General features: G+C 50.8%; 15 protein-coding genes and 1 pseudogene. 11 read left to right on the top strand and 5 right to left on the bottom strand.

Going from position 1 to position 21,375, the window contains the following annotated elements:
* Positions 1–396 precede the first annotated feature (396 nt).
* The 5 genes and pseudogenes from HEP89_RS29975 to HEP89_RS04235 all read right to left on the bottom strand — a co-directional run.
* Positions 397–1,440, bottom strand: a pseudogene (locus HEP89_RS29975) (recombinase family protein); the annotation flags it as partial.
* Between the two features lie 5 nt (positions 1,441–1,445).
* Positions 1,446–1,814 (bottom strand): hypothetical protein, encoded by a 369-nt coding sequence (locus HEP89_RS04250; RefSeq protein WP_168691414.1) that lies wholly within the window; start codon positions 1,812–1,814, stop codon positions 1,446–1,448.
* 256 nt (positions 1,815–2,070) lie between these two features.
* Positions 2,071–4,002, bottom strand: coding sequence for a type IV secretory system conjugative DNA transfer family protein (locus HEP89_RS04245; RefSeq protein ID WP_168691413.1), 1,932 nt, complete (start codon positions 4,000–4,002; stop codon positions 2,071–2,073).
* Positions 4,003–4,007: 5 nt separating this feature from the next.
* Positions 4,008–5,342 carry a hypothetical protein gene (locus tag HEP89_RS04240; RefSeq protein WP_168691412.1) on the bottom strand — a complete coding sequence of 445 codons (1,335 nt, stop codon included), beginning with the start codon at positions 5,340–5,342 and terminating at the stop codon, positions 4,008–4,010.
* A 16-nt stretch (positions 5,343–5,358) separates the two neighbouring features.
* Complete coding sequence (locus HEP89_RS04235; protein ID WP_168691411.1) at positions 5,359–6,477, bottom strand: hypothetical protein; 1,119 nt, start codon at positions 6,475–6,477, stop codon at positions 5,359–5,361.
* A 147-nt stretch (positions 6,478–6,624) separates the two neighbouring features.
* Between HEP89_RS04235 and HEP89_RS04230 the strand changes: the two genes are divergently transcribed.
* From HEP89_RS04230 to HEP89_RS04185, 11 genes are all read left to right on the top strand, one after another.
* Positions 6,625–7,782 carry a hypothetical protein gene (locus HEP89_RS04230; RefSeq protein WP_168691410.1) on the top strand — a complete coding sequence of 386 codons (1,158 nt, stop codon included), beginning with the start codon at positions 6,625–6,627 and terminating at the stop codon, positions 7,780–7,782.
* Positions 7,782–8,138 carry a hypothetical protein gene (locus HEP89_RS04225; protein WP_168691409.1) on the top strand — a complete coding sequence of 119 codons (357 nt, stop codon included), beginning with the start codon at positions 7,782–7,784 and terminating at the stop codon, positions 8,136–8,138. The genes HEP89_RS04230 and HEP89_RS04225 overlap by 1 nt, the downstream gene beginning before the upstream one ends.
* Before the next feature lie 521 nt (positions 8,139–8,659).
* Positions 8,660–8,896 (top strand): hypothetical protein, encoded by a 237-nt coding sequence (locus HEP89_RS29805; RefSeq protein WP_353622305.1) that lies wholly within the window; start codon positions 8,660–8,662, stop codon positions 8,894–8,896.
* A complete protein-coding gene (locus HEP89_RS04220; protein ID WP_168691408.1) occupies positions 8,893–9,816 on the top strand; it encodes a restriction endonuclease in 924 nt (307 codons plus the stop codon). The genes HEP89_RS29805 and HEP89_RS04220 overlap by 4 nt, the downstream gene beginning before the upstream one ends.
* A gap of 29 nt (positions 9,817–9,845) precedes the next feature.
* Positions 9,846–12,605, top strand: a complete 2,760-nt coding sequence (locus HEP89_RS04215; protein ID WP_168691407.1) for a class I SAM-dependent DNA methyltransferase — start codon at positions 9,846–9,848, stop codon at positions 12,603–12,605.
* Positions 12,602–13,459: a hypothetical protein gene (locus HEP89_RS04210; RefSeq protein WP_168691406.1), complete on the top strand. Its 858-nt coding sequence runs from the start codon at positions 12,602–12,604 to the stop codon at positions 13,457–13,459. Before HEP89_RS04215 ends, HEP89_RS04210 begins: the two co-directional genes overlap by 4 nt.
* The gene (locus HEP89_RS04205; protein ID WP_168691405.1) at positions 13,456–14,637 is read left to right on the top strand and encodes a hypothetical protein; all 1,182 of its coding nucleotides are present in this window, start codon (positions 13,456–13,458) and stop codon (positions 14,635–14,637) included. Before HEP89_RS04210 ends, HEP89_RS04205 begins: the two co-directional genes overlap by 4 nt.
* A complete protein-coding gene (locus HEP89_RS04200; RefSeq protein WP_168691404.1) occupies positions 14,634–16,694 on the top strand; it encodes a pseudomurein-binding repeat-containing protein in 2,061 nt (686 codons plus the stop codon). Before HEP89_RS04205 ends, HEP89_RS04200 begins: the two co-directional genes overlap by 4 nt.
* A complete protein-coding gene (locus HEP89_RS04195) occupies positions 16,687–17,880 on the top strand; it encodes a GIY-YIG nuclease family protein (RefSeq protein WP_168691403.1) in 1,194 nt (397 codons plus the stop codon). Before HEP89_RS04200 ends, HEP89_RS04195 begins: the two co-directional genes overlap by 8 nt.
* A 3-nt stretch (positions 17,881–17,883) precedes the next feature.
* A complete protein-coding gene (locus HEP89_RS04190) occupies positions 17,884–19,158 on the top strand; it encodes an SIR2 family protein (RefSeq protein WP_209014437.1) in 1,275 nt (424 codons plus the stop codon).
* Positions 19,145–21,196, top strand: coding sequence for a DUF87 domain-containing protein (locus HEP89_RS04185; RefSeq protein WP_168691402.1), 2,052 nt, complete (start codon positions 19,145–19,147; stop codon positions 21,194–21,196). Before HEP89_RS04190 ends, HEP89_RS04185 begins: the two co-directional genes overlap by 14 nt.
* Positions 21,197–21,375: the final 179 nt, after the last annotated feature.

The following is a 21,375-nucleotide window of genomic DNA, read 5'->3' as shown; positions in this document are numbered from 1 at the left end:
TACAAAGGCCAGTCTAAGCACGGTTTTCTTCCATGCTAGATCATTATTTCTCCATATATTCCAAGGTCTTGATAGGAACTTGAAAGCGAGTTCGAACAACTCCTCCTGGGTGTGTCGCGGCTTACCCGCATTTTCGATCTGTTCCTGCGTAAGAAGTTTTTCCTGCTCAAGCTTCGAGATTCGCTTTTCATAGGCAGCAACCACAGAAGCATTGCTAGCCTCAACGATGCGGTCGAGAAGCTGCTCGATCTGTTTATCGATTTTCTGAATGCTCGTTTTTAGCGACTTCGCCACTTGATCCGCCTGTGCCAGGCGCATGTTCCAAAGATCGATAAACATCGCCTTAGCCAGCTCGAACAGTTTCGCTTTTGGCTGCAGTCTCTGAAGGAGGGCTTCGAATTCGCCCTCCAGCTCATCACGCCGAATGGATTTGCGATAGCTCTCGCACCCTTTTTTCTTACACATATAATAGGGGTGCTTTGCTCCGGTTTTCGATTTTGCCCAACAGGCCGTCATCGGAGTTCCGCAATCATCGCAATGCACGAAGCCACGAAGCGGAAAGTCAGCGCTTATGTCTTTGCGCGCAGGTGCCTTTGCCGTGCCGTTTAAGCGCTCCTGAATACGTTGGAAGGTCTCGAAACTGATAAGGCCCTCGTGCTGACCTTTGCGAAGCGAGATGCCCCAATTTGGAGCTTCTACGTACCCAGCGTAAAGCGGCTGCGTCAGAAGGTCGTGAATGCGTTGGTTTCTGATCGTACCGTCCGGTAGATCCTTGGGATAGGCAGGCTGCCCCTCTAGAAAACGCTTCACTTCAACTTGCGTCTGAAATCTTCCGCACGCATAGCCCTCAAACGCTTCCTGCAAGATCGATGCAATGGGTTCGTCACGGACGAGGAGCTTTCGATGGCCTGGGGTCTGTTCATAGCGAAACCCTCTGGGAGGACGCGCAAGCACGCAATACCCATTCATCACTCGGGCACGCATCCGGTTCTTGGTTTGCTCCGCATTCTTCTGGCGTTGGTGCTGCGAAACAGAAGCCAGCATATTCTCCACGAGGATGGAGTCTGAATCTTCACCAAACTCAATAGAGGGGCTTTGCAGCACACCCCCAGCATCCGAAATAGCCGCCCGAAGAGCTAAGTGAGCATCCAGGCCGCGTGCGAGGCGGGAGACATCATCGATGATAACGATGTGAGGGTCGTTCTTGCGCTTGCGGATATAACGCAGCATTGCCTGGATACCCGGTCTATCAATCAGCCCGCCGGAAGCGTCATCTTGAAAAATTTCGACGACATCCAATCCCTTATAACGGGCAAACTCTCGACATCTGGATTCCTGTGAGCCCAGTCCGTCACCGACCTTTTTTTGTTTCGAGCTGGAAACACGGCAATATATAACCGCCTTGGTTCCAGTTTCGGAAAATGGGTTTGTCGATCTCATAGCAATCACCTTTCTGCAGATTGTCCGTCAGGGCCATCTGCCAACTTCTCAAATTCCTTCTGAATACACTTATTTGTATCGTTTTTATTATCTGGAAGGCTTTCTTTAACTTCAATATTATTCGAATCATATTCCTCAATAACCTGTTGAATTGGGTGAATACCAAAACCGAGATCGACAAATTGTAGTAATATCGACCATATTGTTTCTATGAATTCTTGCTTTTGGGCATCGCTGATCGATGGATCATCGAGAAAATGCATATATTTCTCGAAATCGATTTGGAGAGCATTGCTGTGCTCCCCCTTTGCATCACCCGCCTTCGAAAAGGATTCTCGGACAGAGAAGCTGCCTGACTTTGTTTTGTCCTTCATGAGTTTACCCTTCCCCAATTGTCGATTTTCAACTGAGCCCTTGGCAAAGGCCGCAAGCTTCCTGTCCCTTCCGTTCATCCAGAAGGGCTGCATTTCGAATACGAAAGGCTGCAAAGTTGAATTTCGCCTTTTCTATTAATAGTAGAGTAGATATTATGTATATATACTTTAAGTTTAACATAACAACTTTGAAAATTGCAATGCAGTTTGATTATTTTCTTGGAAAGATTGTATATATTCATTGAGATCTCCTTTGTTATTTCGCCCAGATGATGACGGGACATCCGCCCGGTACGCGCTTTTCGACAGGGCGGGTGAGTAGAGGAGGGCCAACATAGCGGCAGAAGCTACCCGACCTGGTGTAATCGGTGAGAATATGGGGCCAGCCCCAAATGTTGATGCTTAGGATGGATGCGCAAATCAGGAGCGTCGCTCCGCTCGGTAGTAGGTAGCTAGAGATAGCGAACAGTGGGCCGAGCAGTGGCTGTTTTTGTCTTTTGAGTGGACGGTTGCCACGGCGTGTCGCTTTCGCTCTGCCATTGCGGATGCGCATCTTGAACTCGCCGATAAAGGCTTTTCCGCCATTAAGCGGATTAGGCTTTACCTGCATGCACCACGGCTGAACCTCTTGGTAGCCAACCTTGAGGGCGCGGATAGGAGGCAGGTTTTTGACGAAGATTATCTGCTCATCTTCGGGCAATTCACGAACCTGATTGTGCGTGAGCAGGGGTTTGACGGTTGTACCTATACTCAGGCTTGGCAGGGCGAAGAAGTCGTTTCCCAAGCCGAAGCTCTTCGTTGATATTTCCTGATCACCAAGCGCGCGGCTTACGAGCTGCGCCGTCTCCAGAGAGGAGACACCGAAAAACTGCTTCACATCTGTTTGGCTAAGGATTGTAGCAAGGGCATCGCGACCATAAACGCGAGCAATCTCTTGTAATTCCTGCACCACCATCCAGCAGCGAATTCCATAACCGCCAAGGGCAGTGAGTGCATTGGGCAGGCCGCTAAGGTGGTAGTTGGTGAACTCGTCCAGGATGAAATGAACAGGGATACTGTTGTCTTCACGCACCAGTTCTTTGAGCGCGGCCCAAACCAAAAGGCCGATCCATGGCGCAAACACATCCATGCGGGAATAGTCGCAAACGAGAAAGAGTGTAATTTTTCGCGTCTTTAGATCGCGGAAACGAAAATTGCAGCCTTCCATCGAGGGTGCGAGACGACCGGACGGGCCGAAGGGAACAAGACATTGAATGGCTCCTTCCCGGAAAGATTCATGTTGTTTTGGATTCTCGTCCCATGTGCCTTTGACGTTGGCGGCAAGCGTGCTCAGCTCTCCCCCCAGAATGTCGTTATCAATTGCGTCGTCCAACAGAGATCGCAGCAGGTCATTATTACCAAGCACCTCGTAGGCCCGAGGCAACGTGGCTTCTTCCTCTCCCCGCAATGCTGCAAGACCTGCAATTGTGAAGCCGGTCAACTTTCGTGTGCCGTTTGGCCAGAAAGGATCACGGTCTCCACCAAGCGCAGGAGGGCAAAGCTGAAGCGTCATTGAACGTGTGTCGGCCAAGGCATCTTCCGGATTGTTCTTCAGATCGTCGAGGATGATTTGGACCGGATTGTAGGGCACGTTGCCGAGGGCAAATTTTTGCGCCGGATTGAGCGCGATCACCTCATGACCGTGCCGCTCACGGATCAAATCAGCCGTCTGATAAAGCAGCTCTCCTTTCATGTCTGCGACAACGCGGCTTGCTCCAAGATCCTGGCAAAGAGCCGGCATGACAAAGCTGGTGGTTTTTCCCTTTCTTGCTGGCGCGCAAACCAGGCCGTGGACGCCATTTTCGATGAAAAGTGGCTGTCCCTCTAAAATGCCGAGGAACAGCCCTCTTGCTTTTGTCAGTCCCGCCTTGGCAGCCTGACGAGCTGTTAGCCAGCTCGCCGAAGACTCTGAGCGTTTCGGGCGATGCGCCTGAAATGTGCGCTTGGCCATCGAAAAAGTCGCAATGACCTGACGGCTTAAATTGTATGCTCCAGTTAGGGCGATAAAGGCTACGAAGCCCCACATCAGATGCTGCCAGTCCGGTCCGTCTGGCATCCCCCGCACGTAAGGCCATGTTTCTTTTAGGGCAAAACACAGGCCCACAAGGATCAGGATTTTGACAAGCGGACCGGAGTTCCCGTAGGGCATGGCTTTCAAGTCCCTTGGCGGTTCAGAACAGCCAGTGGATCGATGGTAATCCAGTGACCGCTACGGGTCGAAGAATTCCCCCGGTTGCCCCTTTCCGCCCGCATATGGAAGTCTTGCTCCCATACGCCGTCTTGGCCTTCCAGCCAAATACGCACCGCGCCCTTCGGTCCACCCGGCACTTTGCCGGAGTGGAAATTCACCCTGATTTCCAGTTCCCGAGCATCCACGGGCTGGTTGAACTCGATAAATTCGTAAGACAGTGCGTCCTTGGTGGATGACGTCCAATCTTTGAAGAACGAGCCGAGCTTCGAGCGCTTATTGGCATAGTAGAGAGGTTTTTCCTCGCTTTTGTGCCGTACGTATAGATCTAGGTCGCATGCGCAATCCCAGCGCACGCCAACTTTCAATCGACCCCTCGTGTTCAGTGCCGACGCCGCGTTGACCGGAATATCGGCCCCAAGGAATCTGCCACCCTGATTGGCTGCGAGGCGTTTTTGAGGCTGAGCTGCTGTTGCTCTTGGATGATCGTCATCCTTGCGCGAGTGCTTGGCTTCCAAGAGCCGGATCATCACAGGCTCTTTTTCTTCCGGATTCAGAAGAAACTCACGCTGTGGGTCGCTCTTATCCAGAAACCGCTGAATGCAGGTTTTCGTATCACGGGTGAAGGTGGCCAATGTTCCACCTAATCCTGCAATGTAGAGGGACCATGCCCGCTCGACATGTTCCTCATATTCGAGGCTCTGAAGATTGTTGTCGGCGAAGCAGAAGTGGAGCTTCACATCACGGTAGTGGTTGGCGCGATCTGCGACGCCGTAGGGCGAGGTAAAACCATCGACGGTGAAATGCCCGTCATTGGGATAAACAGCACCTCTCATAGAGAAGCCCTGCTGCCGAGGATCGTGCTGGACGGCTGAACCGAACACGATCATATGGACGGTCTCTCCCGGATAGGCTGCCCTGATCGTGTCACCGAAATAACGGTAGAAACTCAGGAGGTCATTGGCGTCGCTGACGGAAGAGGCCGTTTCTCGCTTGGCCTGATAGGTGGCAATAGGGCGGAAATTTTTTTTCAGATAATTGAAGCGGAATTTTGCGCTGTTGAAGCGGTTCTCCGAAGGAATGGCGATATCGGCAATGCGCTCACGCGCCGTTCCGTCCAGGACAATCACCCGGTCATTCGGCGTTAGAACAGCGCCAGCCAGCTTGGCGAGCGTACCACCAAGCTTCTCAGTGCCTTCGCCGTGATGGTCGGTGGCGACAATGGCGTAGATATCAGCCTTTGCGGATAAAGGCGCAGCCATGCAGGCTGAAATGACTGCGACTTTCAGAATGGCATTCATCGTCATCTCCATCATTTCAGTGCAGGGGATTGGCGGGGGATTGCGCTTCTTTCGTCGCAACGCGTGCCTGAAGGGCCGCCGCGTTGGCACGTTCTTCCAGCAGAGCCATGGCAGCTTGTTCCGCTCGGAGTGCAGCTAGGCAAGTCGCCACAAAACTCCTCTTGGCCGCCGCGTATGCTTTCAGTTGTCTTGCAATCGCAGCTTGCTCGATGAGAAGAGGCGCGTTTATGAGCGCGAGCATGTTCACCGACGCGCGGGACATCTTGCTTGCGGCGGTTTCTCGCGGCTCGGTCTTGCGGCTGTCGCGATCCATACGGAACAATGCGATCTTGAGGAGCGCGCCCAACAAGATCTCTCCGCAGAGTTGAAGCGTGATGTGGAGCGGGTAGAAATCAAATCCCGGATCAACAGACAGATCGCTCAGATCGGTTGCATCGGAATAGGCTGGGCCGAAGGTCGCGATCCAGGCAGCGGATACGAGAAGGCACAACAAAAAGAGCGCCCCCTTATAGCTCGCCTTGCAGCGCTCGCATTTGATCCACTGCCAGGCTTGAGCGATCACGACCATGATCGTGACGGGCACGAAGGCGAAGAGATACACAATGGCCGGATAGTCATAGGCCAGAGGAACTTTATCGCTCCCCAAAATCACGTTGGACAGCGTTGCGCCCATCACGATCACGCCAAAAGCGATCAGAATTGCATGAAGGATTTGGTGCAGCGTGAAGATTTTGGTGTGGAGGTATTTGGCTTCCTTGACTGCGACTTCTTCGTAGCGCGGTTCTTGTTCGCCTTCCTGACGCGCTTGCTCAGCAGCCCGGTCATTTATTTTGATCTCGGATATCAGAGACGTTTTGCGGCTCTCCAACCCCTCAACATCGACAGGATTAAGGGAGGTGAAATCAGCTTCCGCTTTATCCTCCACCTGCCGCCCAGCATCGTCATAGGGAGCCGCGCCTTTGATGAAGTCATGATCGACAGGCGGGACGATAAATCCAATTGGGTATCTGGTCTGCATGACCTCCTCAGAAATAGGAAGCGGAAGGCCGAGCGCGATCAGCGCCTGCGTCCAATTCAGTTCGATTTGTGAAGAGTGGGGAGCTTCCGCCCCTGGCGGTTTCATATGCGTAGTCATCGGAAGTCTCCTGATGATCGGCTTTTGTGTTCAGACCTTGGTTGCTCATTGCTTGATTTGTCCGATAGGCTGAAGGCTGAACCACACCACTAGCGTGGAGCGGGCGGCCTTTACTGGGACAACGCAAGCAAAAAGCGGGTCTGAAGAATGACTACGACGGATGATGATCAGGAGAATGCAAATGTCGTTAGCATTCACGCGAACGCAAATAGAATTAGCGTTGAGAGCGAAAATCTAGTTCCGAGCTTTCCCAAAGAATGGAAAGCACATGGCCTCGTCTTGTTATCTGTATACAAGGAAGATGAGAGAGAGCGACTAGGCTACAAGCGTTATGGATGGGGGAAAATTCGCGACGCGATAATGAGTGAATTTGATGAGGTAAAAAGTGGGAAAATATTGCAAAGGGACAGCCGTCTTAGTCGGCAAGATCTAGAAGCGTGGGAACGAGGTACTGAACTCTCAGACAACAAATTTTTGTTCATTGATCGATTTATTCGCAAGCTAGATATCGAAGGAAAGCTGGATAAAACTCAAAAAGTCGTCATCCATTCTAAGTCTAAGCTGAATGCTATATCTCTCCAGGAAATGTATCAAAGCAACAATTTGAAGGCCAAGGATTATGCTGCATATTTATACACTTCCGGCAAATCAAAGTACCTTATGTCGTCGGAAATAGCGGAAACCTGGTTTAAGCAAATAATTGTGAGGGTAGACTTTGTTTTCGGTAACGTCCTGTCCATTCGGGTCGCATATCTACCTAAAGTCGCAGATAAATTAAATCCGATAATTGATCCTAGTGAAATTGTCTTCTATGACGGATTTATAGTTCCGGTCGTTTGCTCAGAAGAAAAAGGGATTACTGGAGGGCGTATATTTAAGCATATTTCACTTATAAAGCTTTACAGTTCTGAATTTAAGGGGGTTAAGTCTATTGGGTATGCAGAAGGAGAGTTATGTTTCATTACGCTTGACTTTATGTACCCCAAGACAAAGAGCAAATCACTGGAAGATGCTTTCGCATATTTGTCGGTAAACCCCAAAATAGAACTAGATTTTCCAAGCCCTGTATTGAAGCCAGCTCATTCACCAAAGGAACGAGGTGGAAAATACTTTCCAATCGAAGCAGAGGAAAAGTCTCGCTTGGAACGGCACATCAAAGAGCAGAAAGGAGAAATAGAAGAAGATGAGCAAGATTTCTTTAAGGAATATAGATGGAAAGTTTCAATCAAAAAGTGCCTAAACGCATCACTTATTGGAAAGTTTGACTTAATATTTGAAGAATACTATAAAGGGTACTCATTTTAATGATTAAACATAACTTAAAAATGAATAGTAACACTGCGGATGAGCCGCCTGACATATTCAGGGCCGCCGAAAATAATGATGTAGAAGAGCTTCTTCGTGCCCTGAAGGATGGGCAATCTCTCACGGATAGAAAGCCCGATTTAGCGAATGTTAATCCGGTGCACCTCGCGTGCATAAAATCGAGTGTGGAGTTTATTTTGGTTGCGGTTCAGCAAGCCTCTTTCGATCCCTGGGCTCGGGATGACAACATGCGCACGGCGTTCGATCATGCTTCCGCCAGAAAGCTTAAAAAGCCAATGGAAGCACTCTTCGAAAAAATGCACCCGGTTCCCAGCGGTCATGATTTAGAAATCTAAAATTCTTCCCTAGCACTGAACGCAAGATGTGTTTTGTAGTACAAAACCTATCTTGGCAGGGGAGACATTGCCATTCTCCCCGTGCACCCCTCACGCCATTGGCTCTTCCAGGGCATTGAGCCCATCTCAGAGCCAGCAGAACGTTATCGCCGTTCCATCGCTCGCAGGCGTTTGGCCGCTGCACCACCACTCAGGAAGGAGCCTCCAAGCTCCCCCAAGACCCCCATGGTAATTTCATTGAGACCAACCCTTCGCGGATTGGATGCCGCCATCGTCTTTCCGATGGATCACGCGCAGGAGATGTCACTCTCCCTGCACCCATCGATCAGGAGGCTATCGCGCCGCCCTGAACCCACTCGCTGGACTTGGAGACATGCCTCTCCACCTGCACCGAACCATGCACAATCGTCGGCCGATTGACCACCATGCAAGGGAGCTTCCAAGCTCCCCTGAAGACCCCATGGCCATCTCATAGAGACCAATCCTGTGCGGATTGGATGCTTTCATTGTATCGATGCTGAATGTGGACATTTTTGCCGATTTCATTGGCTCTTTGTGTATCCAATGGCTACACTGGCTGCATGAAAGATTCAGGGCTACGCATACGTGTTGAGCAGAAGCTTCGGCAAGAGTTTTTGGAGCTTTGCCGAAAGCAGGACAAGCCAGCGTCTCAAGTCATTCGTGAGTTCATGCGTAACTACATCGCTTCGAATCAAAATAGTGAAGGGCAACCAGATACGAAGAAAAAGAACGCATGATCCCAGATTATCAATCGTTGATGTTACCGGTTCTGAAAGCCGCAGAAATTCACCCTGTTCACACTCAGGACGTGATCTCCGCGCTTGCTGATGAATTTGGACTTTCCCCTGATGAGCGCGAGCAGTTGCTGCCGTCTGGAAAACAGCGAACTTTTGATAATCGCGTCCAATGGGCAAAGACTTATTTAAAGCAAGCCGGTCTTCTTTCTTATCCGCAAAGAGGTCATTTTGTAGCGACGGACGAGGGCCGAAAAGTCTTAGCAAAACCGCCTAAGCGAGTGGATGCAAAATTTCTGCGGAGATACGAAGCATTCCAAGAGTTTCAGAACAGAAAAAGCGGTTCTGATTCTGTCACAGATGATGTCACCGAAACCTCAAATAAAGCGGATGCTACTCCGGACGAAATCATACGCGCCGCACATCGCCAGATTAACTCGGCATTGGCAGCAGATCTCCTGGAGAAAGTGCGCACAGCAACGCCTCAGTTTTTTGAAAATCTGATTGTTGATCTGCTTTTGGCGATGGGCTACGGCGGCACATCGGAAGATGCGGCCCGTGCACTTGGACAAACAGGTGACAACGGTGTTGATGGCGTTGTTGATCAAGACCCTTTAGGCGTTGACCAAATCTATGTCCAAGCAAAGCGCTATGCTGAAAAGAATAACGTCGGCGCGGGAGATATCCGGGACTTCTTTGGCGCGCTCAATCTAAAAAAAGCGCAAAAAGGAATTTTTTTCACGACATCCAGCTTTAGCCCTAGCGCGACCCAGACTGCTAAAGACCTGGGGATGCGGATCGTTTTGATCGATGGACACCAACTCGCAAAGCTCATGATCCGCTACAACATCGGGTGCCGCGAAGAGGATGTCTTATCTCTCAAAAAAGTGGATGATGAATTTTTTGAAGAAGGGCTTTCGTGAGCCGAAAACAATAAAGCCAGGGACAGAAATTGAACGCCGTTGAAATTGAAGAAGCCATTTCCGCACTTGCTGAGCAGTCATTTGATGCCCAGGAGTTTCCGTTCGCCTTCTTAGAGGCATTTGGGAATAAGGCGACCACCATCAAGCGCCTGCGCAGCGGTTCGTCGAACAAGTCCGACCTCGGCGGCGTCCTCCAAACGAGCAACATTCATATCAAGGTTTGCGATCCTGGTGAGGTCACTCAGACGCTGACCGAGCTTAAGGAAAGCCCGGCAACCAAAAAGGCCAAGGCCAAGTTCGTTTTGGCGACAGACGGCGAGCAACTTGAGGCCGAAGATCTGGCGTCTGGCGAGACCGTTGCTTGTTCATATGAGAGTTTTCCCGATCATTTTGGCTTCTTTTTGCCGCTCGCCGGTATCAGCACCGTCAAGCAAATCCGTGAAAGCTCGTTTGATATCAAGGCGACGGGTCGCCTTAACCGGCTATATGTCGAGCTTCTGAAAGACAATCCCGAATGGGGAACCGCTGCACGCCGGCATGACATGAACCATTTCATGGCGCGGCTTATTTTCTGCTTTTTCGCGGAAGACACTGACATCTTTCACGGCGAAGACCTGTTCACCGCCACCATTGAGCAGATGAGCGCGAACGATAGCTCCAACACCCATGAGGTGATTGGCGAGCTGTTTCGCGCAATGAATACGAAGACCGAAGATAAGGGCACCGCAAAACTTCCGCGTTGGGCCAACGGGTTTCCTTATGTGAACGGAGGCTTGTTCTCGGGCTCAACTGAGGTTCCGCGTTTCAGTCGTATTGCCCGGTCTTATCTTCTGCATATCGGTAAACTCGATTGGCAGCAGATTAATCCCGATATCTTTGGGTCGATGATCCAGGCGGTGGCGGACGATGAGGAACGCGGTGCGCTTGGAATGCACTACACCAGCGTCCCGAACATTTTGAAGGTGCTGAATCCGCTCTTTCTCGATGATCTAAGGCAAAAATTGGAAGACGCAGGTAATAGCCCGCAAAAGCTTCTGAACCTGCGAAAACGCATGGCCCGCATCCGGGTTTTTGATCCGGCTTGCGGTTCAGGGAACTTCCTCGTCATTGCCTATAAGCAGATGCGGGAAATCGAAGCGGAAATTAATCGCCGCCGGGATGAGAGGGATCGACCTACCGATATTCCGTTGACCAATTTTCGCGGGATTGAGCTCAGAGACTTTCCCGCCGAAATCGCACGGTTGGCGTTGATTATCGCCGAGTATCAGTCTGACGTTCACTATCGCGGTCAGAAAGAAGCGCTTGCCGACTTTCTCCCCCTGGATGCAATGAACTGGATCACCTGCGGGAATGCGTTGCGCCTGGATTGGCTGAGTATCTGTCCACCAACCGGAACTGGCGTGAAACACCATGCCGATGATTTGTTTCATTCGCCGCTCGACCAGGCTCAAATAGACTTTGAGAATGAAGGTGGCGAAACCTATATCTGCGGGAATCCACCGTATCTAGGCTCTAGAGAGCAGCAAAAGGAACAGAAAGAGGATCTAAAAAGAATATTCGAGGGGCGCAGCAGCAGCTGGAAAACTTTAGACTATGTAGCGGGCTGGTTCATGAAAGCAGCCGATTATGGACTTCAAACTGAGTCGGCAGCCGCCTTCGTGTCTACCAATTCGATCTGCCAGGGGCAGTTGGTTCCAATATTGTGGCCGCTTATTTTTGATACAGGACATGAAATTGCATTTGCTCATACAAGTTTTAAATGGGCAAATCTTGCGGCACATAATGCCGGCGTTACGGTAGCAATTGTTGGAATTTCTAATCACTCACGACCGATAAAAAAGCTTTTTTCATTGTCAGACGATGGCAGAACGATTGTAAAAGCAGTTCCAAATATTAATGCGTACCTAGTCCCCGCAGCGGATTTTATCGTTAGAAAAAATTCAAAACCGCTATCTGAACTCAATTCTATGAACTACGGAAATTATCCAGGCGACGGCAACCACCTTACTTTGAATGGGCTTGAGAAAAGAGAGCTCATTGATAGACGCCCTGATTTATCCGGCTTAGTTAGACCTGTGTACGGAGCACAGGAGTTCATCAAAGGATTGTCACGATTTTGTCTATGGATTGATGACGATCAGTTGGATCTAGCATTGAGTGAACCTATAATTGCTCATCGAATAGAAGCCGTGCGCGACACACGAGATTCTAGTCGTGACAAGTCCCTCAATAAACTTGCTATTCGCCCACACCAATACCGTGATCGCAACACGGCTCAGAGCCATCTAATTCTAGTTCCCACGGTATCTTCCGAGCAAAGAGAGTTTATACCGACGGAAATAAAGTCGTCGGTCGCTGTTACCACTAATCAAGCATTCGCTCTTTATGATGCTCCACTCTGGAATATGGCGCTGATAGCATCGCGCATTCATTTGATTTGGATCGCCACGGTTTGTGGCAAAATGAAAACCGATTTTCGATACTCCAATACGATGGGGTGGAATACTTTTCCGGTTCCTAAACTTACCGAGAAAAACAAAGAAGACCTAACACGTTGTGCCGAAGATATTCTCTTGGCCCGCGAGGCACATTTTCCGGCGACCATTGCCGATCTCTACGATCCAAACAACATGCCTGCGGATCTACGGGCTGCGCATGAGCGCAATGATGAAACGCTAGAGCGCATTTATATCGGTCGCCGTTTCAAGAATGACACCGAGCGCTTGGAAAAGCTGTTTGAGCTTTACACAAAGATGACCACGACCCCGAAGGCAAAGGGGGCGGCATGACCGAATTCAACCGCATGACATTAGTTGCTGCTGCAGAAGTGATTTCCGCCTTCAATGCGCATAGCGACATGGAAATCCTCGAAGTGGAATGGGGAATTGCGGGGCGTTATGCGACCGGTAGCAAATCTGCGCGGGTGGCAGGTCTGGCAAAAATTGCGATTGAGGAGCCGCTTGAAGTTTTAACAGAGACAGGACAGCAAAGCCTCGCAAGGGCTCTGATTGAGAGGGCGGCTAAAGCCCCGCAGAGTGTGAAGAAATTGGATTGCTGGAAGAGATTTGTTGCAGGCCTGCGGTTTGATGGCTTTGAGGTAGTGGAGTCAAAGACTGAAATAGAAGCGGAATACCCGTGGGGGACTCCCGAGATTGAAACCGAGGTTCAGGTTGTCCGGATGCTTCCCTCCGACGTTCCGGAGCTGGATTTTCGGGAAGCCGAAAGCGAAGTCGAAGAGCTTCTGGATCGTCATGGGTTCACCGTAGCAAAGGGACATCTCAAAAGAGCGATTTCCGCTTTCAGCAGAGGTGAATGGTCTTCGGCAAACGGTGAGCTGCGAAACTTTTATGAGGACTATCTGAATGAAATATCGGATCGGCTTGGCTATTCAGGTCCGCAGAATAGCAAGGCGAAACGCGATTATCTAGGCGATGGAGTCACTCCGCCGTTTCTGCTTAGCGACTACAATGAATGGAACGCAAGCAATCAGAAACCGCAATTTGTTCAGGGTCTGATGAATCGGATGCATCCACATGGCGGCCATCCCGGTTTATCGGAAGAAGAGGATGCGACTTTTAGACTTCAAACAAGTTTGATTACTGCCCGCCTGTTCCTTCGTCGATTTGACCGGAGGTCCGCATGATGGCGAAAGTCCCGAATTATAATCAAGGTGGCGATGCACAAGCGATCCAGAAGATCGCAAATTCTTATTATGGCAGCTACCGAAACATGTTCGAAGTGCACGGGTGGGATGCGCCTGGCAATAGAATAATGACGTCTGCGCCGAAGCTTATTGTTGAAGCCTACGGAAGCATCCAGCGTTTTGAAGAATTGCACGAGCCCTCCGAAGTTATGTCGCCGATGGAGGCAATCTATTCGGACCCGCCGAATGTTTGGCTGACAAGCTTCTACGGATTTCGCCCTGAAGAATGGGGACTGCTTGGTTTTGCCGACGAAGGGCGCAGGAAGAGTTTCCTAGAAGGGAGCAAGCCTGGCGTCTTGGTCGTTGTGTATGGTGCAGGGCAAGCCTCCAAGGACGAACTTGGCCAGGTTATCGGCATTCAACAATGCTCGCACCAGTTAGGGCATGCGCGCCAATTCATGGCACCACATGAATGGAATGCAAAAGAAAGAGATCCCGAAAGAACGCATAAATGGAACTATGCCGTCAAGGCGACCCGCGCATGGCGCGTTACGCCTGAGAGCCGCATCAATGTGCGGGACTTCGCGCCGGAGGCTACCGAGACCGAAGCTTGGCAACATATTGGCGCTCGCGGGGTTCGGCTGACCAAACAGGAAGCCTTAAATATATTGCGCTTGGATCTCCAGGAGACTGATGTCTACGGAGAAACGGAGATAATTGGCTCGACTCCAGGAGGAGCCAAGGAAATTCTTGCGCCGAGCAAAGCAGGCCCCGTCTCGCAAAATGCGTTCGTAACCCGAGAATCTGAGGGGCCGAAGCACCTCTACATTCTAAAGCTTGAAGGCGATACGGATGCCTTTCTCGGCGAACCGGCCAACGATAAAGCAATTGTGAAAGCGGGCTTTTCTAAGAGTCCGCAAACACGTTGTGATGATCACAACCGTGCTTTGCCCCGCTGTGCGTTCCGTTGGAAGATTCATCACTCCGGCTCAAATTCCGGTTTTCACCCTTATGCAACTTCTGAGCACGCCAAGGCGGGAGAGCGAGCTATGCAAGATGTACTCTGCAGAGAGCCGGATGGTCGCTCACTCGGCGGCGAATTTTTTTTAGCCAATAATCAATTGATTGAAGAGGCTTGGACAAAAGGCAATTTAACAGCGAAAGAATATAAGAAATGAACCATAAATCCGTTCCCTCAGTTTCCGTCACTTACGGCCAGAAAGGCACCTCCACCAAGTCGAATGAACTTGGAATGCGCGTGATGCAGGAACGGGCATATGAGCGGCGCGGCGAGCAGTATTTGTTGATCAAATCTCCTCCGGCCTCGGGTAAGAGCCGAGCACTGATGTTCATTGCTCTCGACAAGCTTCATAATCAGGGATTGAAGCAGGCGATTGTTGTCGTTCCGGAAAAATCCATCGGGTCCAGTTTCAACAACGAGCCGCTGACAGATTTTGGTTTCTACTGGGACTGGAACGTCGAACCGAAATGGAACCTATGCAACGCGCCTGGTACTGATGGTGGCAAGGTGAACTCGCTCGGAGCCTTTTTAGAGAGCGATGATCGCGTGCTCGTTTGTACCCATGCCACGTTCCGTTTTGCTGTCGATAAGTTCGGCGTCGAGGCGTTCGATGAACGGTTGGTCGCCGTTGATGAGTTTCATCATGTCTCGGCAAATCCGGATAATAAGCTTGGTGCACATCTCGCCGAATTCATTGCGCGTGATAAAACCCATATCATCGCGATGACGGGCTCTTATTTTCGCGGCGATGCGGAAGCGGTTCTTTCGCCTGAAGATGAAGAAAAATTCGATAGCGTCACTTACACCTACTATGAGCAGCTCAACGGATATAAGTATCTGAAAGCGCTGGATATTGGTTACTTTTTCTATTCGGGCTCCTATGCCGATGACATATTGAACGTGCTCGATCCAAACGAGAAAACGATCATCCATATTCCAAGCGTGAACTCGCGGGAGAGTACGAAGGACAAGCACCGCGAAGTTGAGCACATCATTGACGCTTTAGGTGAGTGGCAAGGTACCGATCCCGCTACCGGCTTTCAGCTAGTAAAAACACCGCTGGGACGGATTCTAAAAGTAGCCGATCTGGTCGATGATGAAGCCGCAAAACGAGATAAAGTCTCCGCTGCGCTCAAAAACCCAGATCAGAAAAACAATCGCGACCATGTAGATATCATCATCGCACTTGGTATGGCTAAGGAAGGATTTGACTGGATCTGGTGCGAGCACGCGCTAACGGTCGGTTATAGAGCGAGTCTAACCGAAATTGTCCAGATCATTGGGCGGGCAACGCGCGATGCTGAGGGTAAGTCTCGCGCGCGTTTTACGAACCTCATTGCTGAGCCCGACGCTTCTGAAGAGGCTGTGACAGAAGCCGTCAATGACACATTGAAAGCCATAGCGGCGAGCCTGCTTATGGAGCAGGTGCTCGCCCCGCGTTTTAACTTCACACCGAAGACGCCTAAGAGCGGGCCAGTGCAAGGCTTTGACTACGGTGAAGGCGGTTACGACCCGGAGAAAACCAACGTAGGTTTCAATGAAGAAACCGGGCAGTTCCAGATTGAAATAAAAGGCCTTGCTGAACCAAAATCCAAGGAAGCCGAGCGTATCTGCAAAGAGGATTTGAACGAGGTCATCACAGCCTTTGTCCAGGATAAGCAAACGCTTGAGCGAGGATTGTTCGACGGGGATCATGCTGGTGGCGAAACCCTACCTGAAGAACTGACGCAAGTGCGCATGGGCAAGATCGTCAAAGATAAGTTCCCGGATCTCGATGACGAAGATCAAGAGGCTGTTCGGCAGCATGCAATTGCAGCGCTAAATCTTACCCAGAAGGCTAAGGAAATCGCCGTCGGTGGAGATAATCAAGAAAAAGGAAATACCGCGCTTATCGATGGCGTTCGAAAGTACGCGATGGATGTCCGTGAGCTTGATATCGATTTGATCGATCGGATCAATCCGTTCGGTGAAGCCTACGCGATCCTCGCGAAGACGATGAGCGAAGAGAGCCTGAAGCAGGTTGCCGCGATTATTTCCAGCAAAAGGGTAAATCTGACCCCCGATGAGGCGCGTGATCTTGCTAAGCGTGCTCTAAAGTTTAAGCAGGAACGCGGTCGCCTTCCTTCTATTACATCCACGGATGCCTGGGAAAAACGTATGGCTGAAGGTGTAGCCTTCCTTGCCCGCATGAAAGCGGAGGCCGCGAATGGCTAAGCAATTCACCGATGAAGACGACGTGTTGCTAGCCGAACTCGGTGTCGAGGTCGAGTCCAAGAAGGTCGCCGCCAAAACACCTCAAGAAGAACGGGTCATTGCGGGTTTTGCAGAAATTCAGCGCTTCGTCGACGAACATGGTCATGCGCCGCAACACGGCGAAGACAAGGACATCTTCGAACGCCTTTATGCCGTTCGCCTAGATCGGTTGAGGGAACTGGGTGAGTTTAGGCCTCTGCTTGAGCCCATCGACCACGAGGGGTTACTCACAGCCAGCGCTCCTGTCGTGGCGGCAGTTGATGACGACATAGACGACGATGCGCTTCTTGCTGAACTTGGCGTCGAGGCTGAACCGGCGGACCTAACTGAACTTCGCCATGTACGTTCCCATGCTGAAAAGAAGGCTGCGGAAGAGATCGCCAATCGGCAGAAGTGCGAAGATTTCGAACGCTTCAAGCCGTTGTTTGATCAAGTTCAGAACGAACTTGATACAGGGCTTCGGACCACACGGTCTTTCGAGCGCAAGGCTGAGATCGCCCCAGGGCGTTTTTTCATCGTGAGCGGACAGAAAGCCTATGTCGCCGAAATGGATGAGGCATTCCTTACAGCACAGGGCATGACCGATGCTCGTCTACGTGTGATCTTTGATAACGGGACCGAGAGCAACATGCTGATGCGTTCCCTCCAAAGAGCACTTCATAAGGATGATGCGGGCCGGCGGATAACTGACTCGTCAGCAGGACCGCTATTCGCAGACCACACCGCCGATGGCGATGAAGCGAGCGGCACGATCTACGTGCTTCGCAGTAAGTCTGACCTTCCAATTGTGAAGGATCATCGCAATGTGCTCCATAAGATCGGCGTGACAAGTGGCAAGGTCGAGCGTCGTATCGCTAACGCAAAGATCGACGCGACTTTCTTGCTAGCTGATGTCGATGTTGTCGCAACCTACGAACTCTACAACATCAATCGTACGAAGCTCGAAAATCTGATCCATCGCATCTTTGATCCAGCGCGGCTGGACATTGAGATCAAAGACCGATTTGGCAACCCCGTAGTGCCTCGGGAGTGGTTTTTGGTCCCGCTAGCCGCCATCGACGAAGCTGTCGAGAAGATCAAAGACGGAACCATTACCACGTTTAAATACGATCCTAACTCCGCAACCCTTGTGAAGAGAGTGGGGTGAACGATGAATTTTCTCAAAGGAAGCCGCAACGAATTCGAAAAGCTCAAGGACGACAGTTCCTGGGAGGACAAGGCTGAAATCATTCAGAGGCAGATGGCGGATGTCTTCGGCTCGAAGAATCTGTCCTTTTTAATGGGGTCAGGTTGTTCGTCCTTGCGGAAGGATGGCAACGAGCTAGGAATTCCTACGATGAAATTCCTGGCGGAAGAATTTCAAGCTTTACTCGCCGCTGACGCCGAAGCAGGGCAAGCTTTCGTCAGTGCGGCGCACAAGGCGGAAATATACGACAAGCTCGGGATTGATCTTTCCTCCGATGAAGTGAAAGGCAACTTGGAGCAGATGATGGCTATTCTTATAAACACCCATCAGTTCTGCAAAACAAGCGATAAGGAAGAGCTGAGTGCTGCCGCCCCGCTAGTGGAAAGTATAATCGTCGGCATCAAGAAGTTCGTTCTTCAAAAGTGCACAACAGGGCCTTTCTCAAACGGCGACGAAAGCGTCGTCGCTCTCTATCGGCGGTTTTATCAATCTTTGGCGACACGCGCGCGCGGCCTCGCGCCGCCTTGGGTCTTCTCGACCAATTACGATCTATTCAATGAATGCGCGATGGATCGAGCAGGCATATCTTACTCGAACGGTTTCTCTGGAACAGTCGAACGCAGGTTCAACCCTGCCACCTACAGGCTGGCGCTAGCGGAGCAGTTGGACATCACTTCCCGTCGCTGGGCCGCCGTTGATGGTTTCGTGCACTTTTGCAAGTTGCACGGCTCCGTCAACTGGATAGAACAGGATACGGGTCTCTATCCTATCCGTGAAACGCATGCGCCGATCGATCCTTCCAAGGATCGAGTTATGATCTACCCCACACCATCGAAACAGACGGCGAGCTTCGGATCGCCGTACTCAGATATGTTCCGCGAATTCCAAAGACAGGTCGTCCAAGATCAGAGCGTCTTAGTGGTCTTAGGATTCAGCTTTGGAGACGAACACGTCAACAACATCATTTTCCAAGGGCTGACACTGCCGGGCTTCAGGGTAGTTGCCTTCATGGATCCTGAGACGAATGACATTACTCGTGAGCTTGCAGCACTTGGGGACCCACGTATCTGGTTCATTTGGGGCGACGGCATAGAAGCGGGGAAGAAGGCCCATTATTTTGACGGTGTCGTCAATCATCTAATGCCCACCAGCTCCGATCAGAAGATTGACCAGACAATAGAGAAGACATTGCAGGCGCTTCTTGCCAAGCGACAGGACACTGAAGATGGGCAGGGATGATGCGAGCCGCGCCATCGGGAAGATCGTCAGCGTTTCGGCTGATCGCTTAGTTGTCGAGCTGCACGGTGGTAGTGATAATTTCACCATAGTTGGCTTCGACGACATCCACTACGTGGCAACCCTTGGATCTTATCTCACGGTTCCGATGCAGGCCGAATATGTGGTTCTCGAAATTGTCGGGCTTCGCGAGAAGGATAACGCACAGCCCCACGTGTCTCAAGCCGAATTAGACAAAACCTCTTCCGCCAAATTTCTTGATGTAGTTCCGGTGGGATCAATGCCCATAAAGGGCGGGAGCTTTCGCTTTGGAGTTTCGACGTTTCCGCCGCTCTATGCAGACGCCCTCTACGCGCGGGACGAAGATCTCGATCGTATCTTTAATGTCGAACTGCCGTCTGAAATCGAGACTAAAAAGGACGCAAGGGGCACCGAGCAACAGGGCAGCGTCCCGCATAACATCGAAATCGGCACGTCTGCCGTTTTCAAAGGCTATCCCGTTAAATCGCGCCTTGATGAACTGTTCGGCGGTCACGTAGCCGTGCTTGGGAACACGGGAAGCGGCAAGTCCTGTACCGTTGCGTCTATCTTCCAGTCTGTGTTCATGAAGCCGGAGGCATTTGCCGCACTGGGCGCAGCATTCGTGATCTTCGACGTAAACGGTGAGTATCGGCGGGCGCTCGATAGCCTCCCTGCCTGGATTAGATCCTGCTATCTCAAGGCAACTGAGCCCGATATGCCGATCCTCGATCCTTCCGACAAAAGGCGAGAGGCGGAGATAAAAGACCGATTCAAACTTCCGCACTGGTTTATGAGTGTCGATGAATGGGCATTGCTCTTGCGGGCGAGCGAAAAATCGCAACTCCCCGCGCTCCGTACCGCGCTTGGTTTGACGACTCTGTTTCAGGAAACGCCTGAACAAGAAATGGTTGAAGGCGAAGGAGCCGAGAACGGCCTTAACGCGATCCGTAATCACGTCTTGGCAAAGATAATTCTTTCCATTTTGCATAGCGACGCCAGTTCCCCGAGCAAAGCGGATCGTATTCATGCTCTTCTGAATACATTTTGGACCGACGAGATATCGAAGGAAACAGTCTCGGTGGGTTTGACTGTTTATTACGGGCAATTTCGGGATGGGCAGCACCAAGAGACGACAGCCAACTATGACGCACTCTTAGAACTTCTCAAGGAGCATGAACAAGATGAACCCGTGCTTCCGGGTTACGGGAATACCCCGTTTTCATTCGAGAGGCTTCAGGCCGCGCTCGACCTTGCGCTTTTCTACGAGGAAGCCAACGGTAACAAGCAAATTCGAGAATATTGCTCGCAGTTGGTCACACGGCTCAAGTCTGTGATCGACAATCCTGATTATGAGTTTCTGCGGGCCGATGTTGACGCATTGCAAGATCACGACCGTGAACCGACGCATTATGTGGATCGCTTGCTCGGGATCGCTGTAGATGGCGGACGATATAAAAAAGAGCGCCAGATTTGCATTATCGATCTCAACGATGCATCTGACGAGATTGTCGAGCTTGCCTCAGCAGTTGTTGCCCGCTTGATTTTTGATCGTATGCGCCGTGCTGATCCGCGCAACGCCATGCCGGTTCATCTGATTTTGGAAGAGGCGCACCGCTATATTTCGGAGAGGCCAAGCCGGTTTGCTATTGATGCGGGCATTACGTTCCAAAGAATTGCAAAAGAGGGAAGAAAATATGGTGCTTTTCTGATCGTGGCGTCCCAGAGGCCAAGCGAACTTTCGAAGACGGTTCTCTCTCAGTGTAACAATTTCATTATTCATCGCATTCAGAACCCTGACGATCTTTCCCAGATCCGGCAGATGACTCCATTCATTTCGGAAACGGTGCTGAGGCGGTTGCCGTCATTGCCGAAGCAGCATGCGCTCATTTTTGGCAACTCTGTGAATATTCCGACCACTTTCCGAGTGCGGGACGCCGACCCGACACCGTACAGCAATGATACCCAAGTTAGGGATATCTGGTACGTCCCACTTGACCCCAACGTTAATTGGATGCCGTGAGTAACTTGGCAGCTTCGAAGTTCCGTTCGGCCGCTTTCGTTCGGCTTTGTGCTTGATTGCACTGGGTGAACAATTGCGATGGTAAAATGCGGTTTGGCTTTTCATCTATCTACTCAATTGTGTTGAGTTTTTTGTCAATTTTTCAAACTTGAGTTTGGTTTGAAAATCATGTAATATGC

Origin of the sequence: Labrenzia sp. 5N (assembly GCF_012395805.1) — a bacterium.
In the GTDB taxonomy this organism is placed as follows: domain Bacteria; phylum Pseudomonadota; class Alphaproteobacteria; order Rhizobiales; family Stappiaceae; genus Roseibium; species Roseibium algicola.
The sequence above is the reverse complement of the archived record's forward strand: the minus strand, read 5'-3'. Positions and strand labels throughout refer to the sequence as shown.

Coding starts and splice junctions, on each gene's coding strand:
- HEP89_RS04185 (WP_168691402.1), top strand. CDS start 19,145: ATGGGCAGGGATGATGCGAGCCGCGCCATCGGGAAGATCGTCAGCGTT.
- HEP89_RS04200 (WP_168691404.1), top strand. CDS start 14,634: ATGAACCATAAATCCGTTCCCTCAGTTTCCGTCACTTACGGCCAGAAA.
- HEP89_RS29805 (WP_353622305.1), top strand. CDS start 8,660: ATGTGGACATTTTTGCCGATTTCATTGGCTCTTTGTGTATCCAATGGC.
- HEP89_RS04235 (WP_168691411.1), bottom strand. CDS start 6,477: ATGACTACGCATATGAAACCGCCAGGGGCGGAAGCTCCCCACTCTTCA.
- HEP89_RS04205 (WP_168691405.1), top strand. CDS start 13,456: ATGATGGCGAAAGTCCCGAATTATAATCAAGGTGGCGATGCACAAGCG.
- HEP89_RS04195 (WP_168691403.1), top strand. CDS start 16,687: ATGGCTAAGCAATTCACCGATGAAGACGACGTGTTGCTAGCCGAACTC.
- HEP89_RS04245 (WP_168691413.1), bottom strand. CDS start 4,002: ATGCCCTACGGGAACTCCGGTCCGCTTGTCAAAATCCTGATCCTTGTG.
- HEP89_RS04190 (WP_209014437.1), top strand. CDS start 17,884: ATGAATTTTCTCAAAGGAAGCCGCAACGAATTCGAAAAGCTCAAGGAC.
- HEP89_RS04230 (WP_168691410.1), top strand. CDS start 6,625: ATGACTACGACGGATGATGATCAGGAGAATGCAAATGTCGTTAGCATT.
- HEP89_RS04240 (WP_168691412.1), bottom strand. CDS start 5,342: ATGAATGCCATTCTGAAAGTCGCAGTCATTTCAGCCTGCATGGCTGCG.
- HEP89_RS04220 (WP_168691408.1), top strand. CDS start 8,893: ATGATCCCAGATTATCAATCGTTGATGTTACCGGTTCTGAAAGCCGCA.
- HEP89_RS04225 (WP_168691409.1), top strand. CDS start 7,782: ATGATTAAACATAACTTAAAAATGAATAGTAACACTGCGGATGAGCCG.
- HEP89_RS04210 (WP_168691406.1), top strand. CDS start 12,602: ATGACCGAATTCAACCGCATGACATTAGTTGCTGCTGCAGAAGTGATT.
- HEP89_RS04250 (WP_168691414.1), bottom strand. CDS start 1,814: ATGAAGGACAAAACAAAGTCAGGCAGCTTCTCTGTCCGAGAATCCTTT.